Genomic DNA, 10,054 nt, shown 5'->3' on the forward strand with positions numbered 1-10,054 from the left:
CCTGGTCGATGCGTCTCGACCAGAATCCCGCCCAGTTTCCGCGGAGCTGCTCCGGTTTGCCGATGCCCTGGTGGCCGTTGCGTCGGATGTCCTCGATCAAGGCGTTCACTCGTTTGAGCATCTGGCGATCTCGTTGCCAGGTCAGATAGTCTTCCCAGCCTCGGCCGGCGAACTGGACCTTCACGCTGCCGATGCCTCGCCTGAACTGGCGTCGGGGTCGATCAGGTCGTGCATCTCCCCACCCCCGTTACGCAGCTCTTCGACGGCTTCATTCAGACGGCGGGCGTTGGCGGGGCTGGCCATCAGGTAGGCCGTCTCCTTCAACGACTCGTACTCGCGCAGCGAGATGATGACCGCGGCCTCCCGGCCGGAACGGGTGACCACCACTTCCTCGGCGTCGTCCACGACATGGTCGAGCATCTTGGCCAGGTTCTGCCGGACCTCTGAGTAGGGAACGGTGCGCATGCTGCCGCCTCCAAACGTTACGTACAACAAATTGTACAAGTCTGCCGAGGCTCCTCGTCACATGGTCCGACGTCTGGCCCTGAACTGTCGATCAGGCTCAGGAGCGGCGCGGGCGTAGCGGCAGCGGATCACCGGTGATCGTGGCGAGGTGGTTCGCATGGTGGTACCTCCGGCCCACCGAACCGCATACCCAGACGGAGGGGGCGAAGACCCGCGAAGTTACCGGCCCGCCCAGGGGCTTGCGCCGGGGTTGGTAGCCGGCGTCGCTCGGAATGGGCGGGCGGCCTGTGGCGAGTGGGGCCTGGACCTCTCGCGGGTATCTGGCGTGGACCGAGCTGCCCGATCACACCTTGAGGACGTCCACGTCGTACAGCGCTATCGACGCGTCGCGGGAGGCGAGGGTCAGCCCTTCGGTGATTGCCTGTGCCACCAGCATGCGGTCGAAGGGGTCGCGGTGATGTGATGGCAGGCGGCCGGCGGTGATGGCGTGGGCGTGGGTCACCGGGAGTTCCTGGAAGCCCATGTCTCTTACCCGCTCTGCAAGGTCAGGGGGTCCGGCGAGTTTCCCGGTGCTCTGTTTGATGGTGATCTCCCACAGGGTGACCGGGGAGAGGAAGATGTCCGGGTCGTGGCGTAGTCGGTCGAGCAACTCGGTGCCGAGGGTTGGGTCGCCGGTGATGGCCCAGAGCGCGACGTGGGTGTCCAGCAGCAGGTTCATGCGCCGATGCCGAAGTCGTCGGCGATCTCGGCGTTGGTCTGTGTCGAGTCCCAGTCGCCGGAGAGGTCCAGTTGGCCGGCGAGGGAACCGACGGCGGTGCGGTTGGCCCGTCGGACCAGCGGTACGACCTTTGCTACGGGGGTGCCCGCCCGGTCGATGATGATCTCCTCGCCGTGTTCCACCCGTTCGATGATGCGCGACAGGTGGGTCTTGGCATCATGCATGTTGTAGTGCACGGCCTCAGCCGGCATGGGACAACCTCCTCGCTTAGCTAAGCGATTAGTTTAGCCTGCTTGGCCGCGTGCGTCAGCGGCCCTGGTTGGTTGGGGCCGGGGTCGCCAGACGCCGTCCGACTCTGCGCCCTGGGAGAAGTCAGGGTTAGTGGATCACCAGGGATGGTGGCGGTGTGGTTCGCATGGTGGTACCTCCGGTCCACTGCGTCGCCCCGGAGCCGTCGACCGGGCTACCACCACGGGAGTACGCGCTGCGTCCGCGTACCCCGGGGGTTGTCGCCACCGCCGGTCGCCGTGACCGGGAGAAGGGCTGGTGCGGACGAACCCCCGTCCGTGAGCGGTTGCTGCCCGGTTCAGCGGGTACCGCACCTGTCATGCGCATCGTGATCGTGGGGGCGACCGGCAACGTGGGGACGGCAGTGCTGCGGCGGCTGCGGCGGGAGGCGGGCACGGAACTGGTCGGCGTGGCCCGCCGGCTGCCCGGACCGGACGCCGGTGAACCGTACGACGACGTGGAGTGGCACTCCTGCGACATCGGCGCGCCGGCGGCCGCCGACCAGCTCGTGCGGATCTTCGCCGGGGCGCGGGCGGTGGTGCACCTGGCCTGGCAGATCCAGCCCAGCCACGACCGCCGCACGCTCTACCGGACCAACGTCGGCGGCAGCCGCGCCGTGATCGAGGCCGCCGTCCGGGTCGGCGTCCCGGCCCTGGTGTACGCCTCGTCGGTCGGCACCTACGCGCCCGGCCCGAAGAACCACCCGGTCAGCGAGAACTGGCCGGCGACCGGTGTGGAGACGTCGTCGTACAGCCGGGACAAGGCGGAGGTGGAGGCGCTGCTCGACGGCGTGCAGCGGGAGCACCCGAACCTGCGAGTGGTACGGCTGCGGCCGGGACTGATCTTCCAGCGGGAGGCCGGTACGGAGATCAGCCGCTACTTCCTCGGCCCGCTGGTGCCGGTGCGCCTGCTGCGGTACGGCCGGATTCCGCTGGTGCCGTCGAACAAGCGGCTCCGGATGCAGGCGGTGCACGCCGACGACGTCGCGGACGCGTACGCCCGGGCGGTCGTCGGGGAGGCGAGCGGCGCCTTCAACGTGGCGGCCGACCCGGTGCTGACGCCGGAGTTGGTGGCCCGGCACTTCCACGGCTGGACGGTGCCGGTGGCGACGCCGGTGCTGCGCGCCGCGGCGGCGCTGACCTGGCGGGCGCGGCTGCAACCGGTCGACACCGGCTGGGTCGACCTGGCGCTTAACGTGCCGTTGATGTCCAGCCATCGTGCCGAGACCGAACTCGGCTGGAGTCCGAGCATCGACACGGTGACCGCACTGAAGGAGCTGTTCGCCGGCATGGCCACCCGGGCCGGCACCGACGCCCCGCCGCTGTCCCCGGACCCGGCGCTGCCCGGCCGCCCCGCGGCCCTGGCCAGAGGCCACCTCCCCGGCCACCCCAACCCCTACTGACCCGCGCCCTTCGCCCGCCCGCCACCCACCCCGCCCGCAACCCACCCCGCCCGCCACCCACCCCGCCCTCCCCTACCTCGCCCCGTTGATCAAGGAGTTTGTGTCGCGCGCAGAGATCAACTAGGACACGAACCCCTTGATCGTCGAGCCGAGCGGTGGGCGCGAGGGTGCGGGGACGGGACGGATCAGGAGATCTGGGCGCCCAGGAAGAAGATGCCGGGGTGGCCCTTCGTCTCGAAGCCTCGGCTGGGGTTGCGCCGCAGCGTGCTGCTGTCGATCTTCAGGGTGCCGGTGCGGTTGTTGCTGACGAAGAAGATCGCACCGCCGCCCTCGTTCGCGCTGTTGTCCTCGATCACCGTGCCGGCGATGCGTACCGCGAACTCGTTGCCGTCGCAGTAGATCGCGCCGCCGCTGCCGCCACCGGGCGTGCCGCCCCGGGCCGGGTTCGCGCCGGTGCCGACCGCGTGGTTGTCCCGGAAGACGCTGTTCAGCACCGTCCAGGAGACGCCGATGCTGCTCAGTGCCCCGCCGTTGGCGCACACCCCGCCGGTGAAGGTGCTGCTCACGACGTACACGGGTTTGTTCTCGAACTGGCTGAGCACGCGCAGCGCGGCGCCCCCGAGGTCCGGCCCGGTACGGTCGCAGCGGTTGTCGACGAACCGTGAGTTGATCACGGCGAACCGTCCGCCGCGTACGAAGATCGCGCCGCCTCCGCCGCCCTCGGCGCGATCACCAGTGGCGTCCCCGTCGGTGAACGTCAGGTTCTGCACGGTGAGGCGTGGGTGGTCCTGGTTCTGGCAGTGCGAGGTGGTCCAGCCCTGCGCCTGGTCGCAGGTGTTCATGTAGAGGACGCGGCGCTTGCCGCCGCCGCTCAGCGTGACAGTGCCGCCGCCGTCCAGCACGACGCGCGGGCCGTGTGAGTTCACCACCTTGGCGGTGGCCTTCATGGTGATGGTCACCGGCGCGGGCCCGCAGTCGAACGTGATGACGCCGCCGGCCGCGACGGCCTTCACCACCGCCTCCGAGGTGCAGCTCGCCGGGGTGCCGCTGCCGACGGTACGGGTCGGGCGCGACGTGTCCACGGCCCGCGCCTCGACCGGCACGGCGGCCCGGCCGTCCGGGTTACCGGCGCGGAACGCGACGGTGGCCGCGCTGGGGCTCGGCCGGGCGCTGCCGAGACCGGCCCGCCCGCTCGGGGCGGCCGACGGGGCGGCGACCGGCGCAGACGGTGTCGCGGCGGCCGGGGCGGGGGCCGGGGCCGGATCATCGCCGCCGCAGGCGGGGAGCGTCGCAGTCGCCAGGGCGAGGACGAGGAGATTGACAGCCGACTTCACGCGCACCGCCCGATGCTAGGAGGACCGGCCGCCCCGGCACGACTCCGCAGACGATCCTTAACCCGCCGCTAAGCCGGTGCCCGCGGCCGGGCGGCGGCAGGTGGCGCTGCGGTGCCGAGCCGACGGTCGGGCGTGCGAGAGCGCGAACGCGACCAGGAAACCGAGCACGGTGATCAGCCCGACCAGCAGATACGCGTCGGTGAACGCCTCCGGGACCATGGTGTCCGTGATCATCGCGAGGATCGAGCCCGCGGCGAGCGCGGTGATCGCCCTGCTCGTGCGCCTCGTCGACCAGCTCGAACGAGACGGCGGACAGCAGCACGCCCGCCCCGAACGCCATCACCGAGGCGGTCACCCGGCGCGGTACGCGCACGAAGAACCCGACGGCCGCCCCGATCAGCAGGGCCGGTCCGGCGAGCAGGCCCCAGAATCCCGCCTCCAGCCACTCCGGCACGCGCTGGACCCTCCCCCCGGACGTGCCCCGCCAACCGGGTCAGAAGTCGGCGAACAGGTGTGGCAGCTCACGGGGGAAGAGGCGGCGCAGCTCGACCGCCGCGTCCACCGGCACCTCACCCAACCCGCGGACGACCACCTCGGCCGGGTCGAGCACCCCGTACGCCAGGGCGGACAGCCCGGCGGCCGTGAGCCGCGCGGCCGGCACGCTGCCCTCGGCGGCGGTCTGCGCGGGCAGCACCGCCAGCTTGCCGGTGGTGCCGTCGAGCAGGTGGCGGCCCGCGAGCCACCGGTCACCGACCATCTCGACCAGCACCCGGCCGACCCCGACCGGCTGGTCGGCGAGCGCGTCCAGGCTGAGCAGCCGGGCCATCGGCGCGGTCGGGTCGGGACGGGACACCCGCGCCTCGACCTGCACGTCGAGGTCGGTGAGCCACAGCTCGGGCAGCTCGTCGGGGGTCACCTGGACGCTGATCCGGGCCACCTGGTCGACGTGCCGGGCGAAGAACTGGAGCACCGACGCGCGGGCGTACGCGTCGTCGGCCAGCAGATCGTCGGCGAACAGCGTGCCGGCATGGTCGTCGATGCGGTAGGTCACCGCGCCGACGGTCTCGCCGCCGCGCACCACGCTGAGCAGCCAGCGGTCGTCCCGGTCGCGCAGGCCGACCGCCCGGAAGTCCGGGAAGACCGCGAAGCCGTGCCGCTCGCGCAGGCACCGCTCCGTGTACGCGCGCCACCTCGGGTAGCCCGCACCGATCCGCTCCCAGACCAGCTCGTCGGGCAGGTCGGCCCGCAGCAGCGGCGCCAGGTCCGCCGGGTTGAAGATCGCGGTACGCCGCCGGGGCAGCCCGATGTAGCCGAAGCGCTCGTAAAACGAGGCGCGGAACGGGTGCAGCGCGGTGAGCTGGTGGCCCTCGTCGCGCATGCCGTCGAGGAGCTGCTGCATCAGCGTGCGGACGTGGCCGCGACGGCGGGCCAGCGGATGGGTGGCCACGCCCGCGACACCGGCCATCGGCAGCACCGCGCCGCGCAGGTTCTGCCGCATCGGGATCGCCGACGCGGCCGCCGCGGTGACCCCGTTCTCCTCGGCCACGAGCGTCGTGTTCCCGGCGTTGTACGGCAGGTATGCGCGGAACTGGTCGGTCCGGGAGGCGTCCATCGGCGAGGCCTCGAACGCGTACGCCTGGAGCGGGAAGCTGGTGTTCAGTCGTTCATCGGCGGCCAGCCGGCGGATGCGCATCCGTTCATCCCAACCGCACCGGGCGCGGTCCGCAACCGGAACGGGCACCCGCTCACGCCTCGGTGATGTCCGAGATGACCACTGTCACGTTGTCCGGCGCGCCGGCCTGGTGGGCCAGTTTCACAAGTTGTTCGCCGCACTGCTGGCGGTCCCCGTAGGTGGCGAGCGCCGCCGCGATGGCGGCGTCCTCCACGTAGTCGGAGAGGCCGTCGCTGCACAGCAGCAGCCGGTCGCCGGGGAAGACGGTGAGTGCGCCGACGGCGGGCGGCGCGTCGGAGCCCTGCACCGCGCGGGTGACGAGCGAGCGCTGCGGGTGGTGCCGGGCCTGGTCGCGGGAGAGCGCGCCCTGGTCGACGAGCGCCTGCACGAACGTGTCGTCGCGGGTGAGCTGGGTCAGCTCGTGGTCGCGCAGCAGATAGCAGCGGGAGTCGCCGACCTGGGCCAGCACCAGGGTGTCCCCGGCGAGCAGGGCGGCGGTGAGGGTCGTACCCATGCCGTCGCGGGCCGGGTCCACCGTGATGGCCGCGCGGATGCGCTGGTTCGCGGTGCTCACGACGGCGCGCAGCGCGTCGGCCGCCTCGTCGGCGCCGGTGGGCGGCGTCAGCTCGTCCAGGATCCGGATGACGATCTCGCTGGCCACCTCGCCGGCGGGGAGGCCGCCCATGCCGTCGGCCACCGCCACGAGGCGGTCACCGGCGAGGGCGGAGTCCTCGTTGTTGGTCCGGACGAGGCCGACGTCGTTGAGGATGGCCGAGCGGAGGATGAGCGTCATGAGGACAAGCTTGCCAAGAAGAACGGCTCCGCGTCTCTACGCGGTGGCGGGTCTGCTGAAAGAAATGTCATCTGCTTGCATCCTGGGTATGCGTCAGGTGTCCGGTGTGGACGGACGAGGATAGCGCAGCAGGAGGCTCGCGTGGACCTCCTCCTCGCCCACCGCCGCGTACGTGTGCGGCACGTCGGAGGTCCACCGCAGGTAGCCACCGGGACCGGCGGTCAGCGGGGCGTCGACCGGCCCGGCGCGCAGCACGCCGGAGAAGACCGTCACGTGTTCGGTCACGCCGCTGGAGTGGGCGGGGGAGAGCTGCGCCGGGCCCGGGTCGACCCGCATCCGGTACAGCTCGTAGGTCGCCTCCCGGTCGTCGAACACCTCCAGCAGCGTGGCTCCGACCGCCGTCCCGCGTACGGTCGGCGCCTCGCCGGGCGCGGAGAGCACGGCGGTCAGCGGTACGCCGAGCTGCGCGGTGATCGCGTACAGGGTCTCCAGCCGGGGATTGCGCACGCCGTTCTCCAGGCCGGAGAGCGTGGCCTTGCCGACGCCCGCGAGGCGGGCCAGTTCGGACAGGGAGATGCCCCGTTCGGTGCGGAGCGAGCGGATGCGCCGGCCGACCTCCCGGGCGCCCCGGTCGTCGGCTGGTGCGGCGGCTGTCATGGGGCTATCGTGCTACACCGTGCCGTTCCGTAAACGGAACGGTCGGAGGAGGAGAGCATGGGCGGTCGGCTCCAACCCGTCCTGGCCGGCGTGGTGACCGCCCTGGTCGGCTTCGCCAGCTCGTTCACGGTCGTCCTCGCCGGGCTGCGCGCGGTCGGCGCCGACCCGGACCAGGCCGCCTCGGGTCTGCTCGCGCTCTGCGTCGCCAGCGGTGCCTGCGCGCTCTGGCTCGGCCTGCGGCACCGGCTGCCGCTGTCGATCGCCTGGTCCACGCCGGGCGCGGCGCTGCTCGTGGCCACCGGACCCGTCGCCGGCGGCTGGCCCGCGGCGGTCGGCGCCTTCCTGCTCGCCGGGCTGCTGATCATCGCGGCCGGGCTGATCCCCGCGCTCGGCCGCGCGGTCGCCGCGATCCCCGCGCCGATCGCCTCCGCCATGCTCGCCGGAGTGCTGCTGCCGCTGTGTACGGCACCGGTACGCGCCCTGGTCGAGGTGCCCCGGCTGGCCGCGCCGGTGGTGCTGGTGTGGCTGCTGCTGCACCGGTTCGCCCGCCGCTGGGCGGTACCGGGAGCGCTCGCCGTGGCGGTGGTCGCGATCGCGCTGACCACCTCCGGGCCGGCCCGGCTGGACGCCGCACCGGTCGTCGCGCTCACCGCGCCGGCCTGGACGCTGCCCGCCGTCGTCGGGCTCGCGCTGCCGCTGTTCCTGGTCACCATGGCCGCGCAGAACGTACCCGGCACCGCGGTGCTCGCCGGGTACGGCTACCGGGCCCCGCTGGGCTCGGCGCTACGGGTGACCGGGCTCGCCACCGCCCTCGGCGCCCCGGCGGGCGGGCACGCGGTGAACCTGGCCGCGATCACCGCCGCGCTGGCCGCCGGCCCGGACGCCCACCCGGACCCGGAGCGGCGCTGGATCGCCTCCGTCACCGCCGGGATCGGCCTGGCCCTGCTCGGCCTGGGCGCCGGCGTGGCGACCGCCCTGGTGCTGCTCTCCCCACCGGTGCTCGTCGAGGCCGTCGCCGGGCTCGCCCTGCTCGGTGCGCTCGCCGGAGCCGTCACGGCGGCGGTCGCCCAGCCGGACGCGCGGGAGGCGGCGGTGGTCACGTTCGTGGTCACCGCCTCCGGGGTGAGCCTGCTCGGGGTGGGTGGCGCGTTCTGGGGACTGGTCGCGGGCTGGCTGATGCTGCTGCTGTTCCGCCGCCGGACCGCACCTCCGCCGGTCGAGCCGGCCGAGCCGGAGCCCGCCCCGTCGGTTCCCGCCCGCTCAGGGTGACAACTGTCAGCGTGACGTACGCAGGAGGCCCGCGAGGGATCCCGCAACCGCCTCAGGGCCCGCTCTCACGCGGGCCCTTTGTGCCTCACCCACCCGGTTGCTCAGCCCATCGCTGTCTGCTGAGGCGGAAACCGCAGTTCGAGTTCGACCGTCTGAACATTCTCCTGACTCACTGTGATCGGTGCCGGCCGCCCGATGTGGTAGCCCTGAGCGAAGTCGACCTCGGCCGCGTGCAGAAGGTCCATCGTCTCCTTGTCCTGGACGTACTCGGCGGCGACACGGATGCCGAGCGTGTGACACAGTTCGACAAGCGCCGACACCACAGCCTGGTCCGCCGGGGATCGGCAGAGGTCGACGATGAACGCTCCGTCGATTTTGACGAGGTCCACCGGCAGGTACTTCAGTTGAGCGAGAGCGCCGTAGCCGGTGCCGAAGTCGTCGAGCGCGAGGTGGCACCCGATTTCCCTGATTCCCGTGGCGAAGGTCAGGGCCTCGTTCCGATTCTCGATCAGCGCGGTCTCGGTGATTTCGAATGTCAGGCACTCCGGCTTGACGCTGTGCCGATTGATCGCCTCGGTCACGAAGGTGAGTAGACCCGGGTCGGCGAGCGATCTTCCGGAGACGTTCACTTGATAGTGGGAGGTCTGAGCTCCGCGGCCGATCAGTTCCAGAGCATGATCGATGACCCATTTGTCGACGGACAGGATCTCACCCACACGCTCGGCCATGTCGAGGAAGGCCCACGGCGCGACCGGTTCGCCGGTGTCACTCCGTATCCGCAGCAGAATCTCGTGACGGGCGACCTGGTTGAGTGCGAGATCGATGATGGGCTGGGCGTACAGGGCGAAACGGTTCGTCGAGACAGCGCCGAGAATCCGCGAACGGCAGCGCTCCGTACGCTCCCTCTCGGCGGCCGGATGCTCCAGGACCTTGACGTCGGTCGCGCTCCGGCGTGCGTCGCGGGCCGCGTGCTCGCCGTCGATGAGAAGGTCGAAGCCGGTGTCCGGGATGTCGCTGCCGAAATGGACCACACCGGCTGAGATGTTGAGCCGCAGTGGCTTCTGGCGGACGCTGAAGAGATGATTCCGGAACTTGTCGACGATCCGCGCAGCCAGGCTTTCAGCCGCCCCCGCTTGTTCCTGTCGGGCAAGTAGTAAGCCCCACGAGCCGGAGCTCACCAGGCCGCTGGTCACGTCATGCCCGACGACTGTGCGCAGGCGGAACGTGTCAAGGGATTGAGGCCAACGGGAGTTAGTTAGGCGGCTTGCAGTTGAGGCTGATCTTCCTGGTCGGGCTGGTTGATCCAGACCTGCTCGGGCAGGTCAAGGATCTTGGGCAGGGGCCGGCTGGTGCCGAACCGTTCCGGATGCGCGGCGCGGGCCGTGGCGAGGGTGTCCTCACGACCGGCGCGGACCTGGTGGTGGCGGCCGTGGTGGATGTCAGCGGGGGTGTGTAA

The 10,054-nt window shown here is 71.5% G+C and carries 12 protein-coding genes and 1 pseudogene; 2 read left to right on the forward strand and 11 right to left on the reverse strand.

Annotation, left to right across the window (positions count from 1 at the left end; translation table 11 throughout):
- The 4 genes from C569_RS0129025 to C569_RS0129040 form a co-directional block, all read right to left on the reverse strand.
- The coding region (locus C569_RS0129025; protein ID WP_026268309.1) for a Txe/YoeB family addiction module toxin at positions 1-184 on the reverse strand (184 nt) is incomplete at its 3' end.
- Positions 181-465, reverse strand: a complete 285-nt coding sequence (locus C569_RS0129030) for a type II toxin-antitoxin system Phd/YefM family antitoxin (RefSeq protein ID WP_018787151.1) — start codon at positions 463-465, stop codon at positions 181-183. The genes C569_RS0129030 and C569_RS0129025, both read right to left, overlap by 4 nt.
- A 343-nt stretch (positions 466-808) precedes the next feature.
- Positions 809-1,183, reverse strand: coding sequence for a type II toxin-antitoxin system VapC family toxin (locus C569_RS0129035; RefSeq protein ID WP_018789214.1), 375 nt, complete (start codon positions 1,181-1,183; stop codon positions 809-811).
- Positions 1,180-1,434 (reverse strand): type II toxin-antitoxin system Phd/YefM family antitoxin, encoded by a 255-nt coding sequence (locus tag C569_RS0129040; protein ID WP_018789215.1) that lies wholly within the window; start codon positions 1,432-1,434, stop codon positions 1,180-1,182. The genes C569_RS0129035 and C569_RS0129040 overlap by 4 nt, the downstream gene beginning before the upstream one ends.
- 356 nt (positions 1,435-1,790) lie before the next feature.
- On the opposite strand from C569_RS0129040, the gene C569_RS0129045 reads away from it, so the two are divergent.
- Complete coding sequence (locus tag C569_RS0129045) at positions 1,791-2,873, forward strand: NAD-dependent epimerase/dehydratase family protein (protein WP_018789216.1); 1,083 nt, start codon at positions 1,791-1,793, stop codon at positions 2,871-2,873.
- A gap of 185 nt (positions 2,874-3,058) precedes the next feature.
- Here the strand turns inward: C569_RS0129045 and C569_RS0129050 are convergent, their stop codons facing one another.
- From C569_RS0129050 to C569_RS0129070, 5 genes are all read right to left on the reverse strand, one after another.
- Entirely contained in the window at positions 3,059-4,207 is a 1,149-nt protein-coding gene (locus C569_RS0129050) for a hypothetical protein (RefSeq protein WP_081636075.1), read from the reverse strand.
- Between the two features lie 57 nt (positions 4,208-4,264).
- The gene (locus tag C569_RS34670) at positions 4,265-4,441 is read right to left on the reverse strand and encodes a hypothetical protein (RefSeq protein ID WP_018789218.1); all 177 of its coding nucleotides are present in this window, start codon (positions 4,439-4,441) and stop codon (positions 4,265-4,267) included.
- Positions 4,442-4,700: 259 nt separating this feature from the next.
- Entirely contained in the window at positions 4,701-5,900 is a 1,200-nt protein-coding gene (eis, locus tag C569_RS0129060; protein WP_018789219.1) for an enhanced intracellular survival protein Eis, read from the reverse strand.
- Between the two features lie 52 nt (positions 5,901-5,952).
- Positions 5,953-6,672 carry a PP2C family serine/threonine-protein phosphatase gene (locus C569_RS0129065; RefSeq protein WP_018789220.1) on the reverse strand — a complete coding sequence of 240 codons (720 nt, stop codon included), beginning with the start codon at positions 6,670-6,672 and terminating at the stop codon, positions 5,953-5,955.
- A 93-nt stretch (positions 6,673-6,765) separates the two neighbouring features.
- On the reverse strand, positions 6,766-7,329 hold the full coding sequence (locus C569_RS0129070; protein WP_018789221.1) for a helix-turn-helix domain-containing protein: 564 nt from the start codon (positions 7,327-7,329) through the stop codon (positions 6,766-6,768).
- Between the two features lie 57 nt (positions 7,330-7,386).
- Between C569_RS0129070 and C569_RS0129075 the strand changes: the two genes are divergently transcribed.
- Complete coding sequence (locus C569_RS0129075; protein WP_018789222.1) at positions 7,387-8,598, forward strand: benzoate/H(+) symporter BenE family transporter; 1,212 nt, start codon at positions 7,387-7,389, stop codon at positions 8,596-8,598.
- Positions 8,599-8,699: 101 nt separating this feature from the next.
- Here the strand turns inward: C569_RS0129075 and C569_RS31545 are convergent, their stop codons facing one another.
- Together C569_RS31545 and C569_RS34675 are read right to left on the reverse strand one after the other, a co-directional pair.
- A complete protein-coding gene (locus C569_RS31545) occupies positions 8,700-9,791 on the reverse strand; it encodes an EAL domain-containing protein (RefSeq protein WP_018789223.1) in 1,092 nt (363 codons plus the stop codon).
- Positions 9,792-9,853: 62 nt separating this feature from the next.
- Positions 9,854-10,054, reverse strand: a pseudogene (locus C569_RS34675) (hypothetical protein); the annotation flags it as partial.

Origin of the sequence: Micromonospora sp. CNB394 (genome assembly GCF_000374985.1) — a bacterium.
GTDB classification, from domain to species: domain Bacteria; phylum Actinomycetota; class Actinomycetes; order Mycobacteriales; family Micromonosporaceae; genus Micromonospora; species Micromonospora marina.

Coding starts and splice junctions, on each gene's coding strand:
- C569_RS0129030 (WP_018787151.1), bottom strand. CDS start 465: ATGCGCACCGTTCCCTACTCAGAGGTCCGGCAGAACCTGGCCAAGATG.
- C569_RS0129035 (WP_018789214.1), bottom strand. CDS start 1,183: ATGAACCTGCTGCTGGACACCCACGTCGCGCTCTGGGCCATCACCGGC.
- C569_RS0129040 (WP_018789215.1), bottom strand. CDS start 1,434: ATGCCGGCTGAGGCCGTGCACTACAACATGCATGATGCCAAGACCCAC.
- C569_RS0129045 (WP_018789216.1), top strand. CDS start 1,791: ATGCGCATCGTGATCGTGGGGGCGACCGGCAACGTGGGGACGGCAGTG.
- C569_RS34670 (WP_018789218.1), bottom strand. CDS start 4,441: ATGATCACGGACACCATGGTCCCGGAGGCGTTCACCGACGCGTATCTG.
- eis (WP_018789219.1), bottom strand. CDS start 5,900: ATGCGCATCCGCCGGCTGGCCGCCGATGAACGACTGAACACCAGCTTC.
- C569_RS0129065 (WP_018789220.1), bottom strand. CDS start 6,672: ATGACGCTCATCCTCCGCTCGGCCATCCTCAACGACGTCGGCCTCGTC.
- C569_RS0129070 (WP_018789221.1), bottom strand. CDS start 7,329: ATGACAGCCGCCGCACCAGCCGACGACCGGGGCGCCCGGGAGGTCGGC.
- C569_RS0129075 (WP_018789222.1), top strand. CDS start 7,387: ATGGGCGGTCGGCTCCAACCCGTCCTGGCCGGCGTGGTGACCGCCCTG.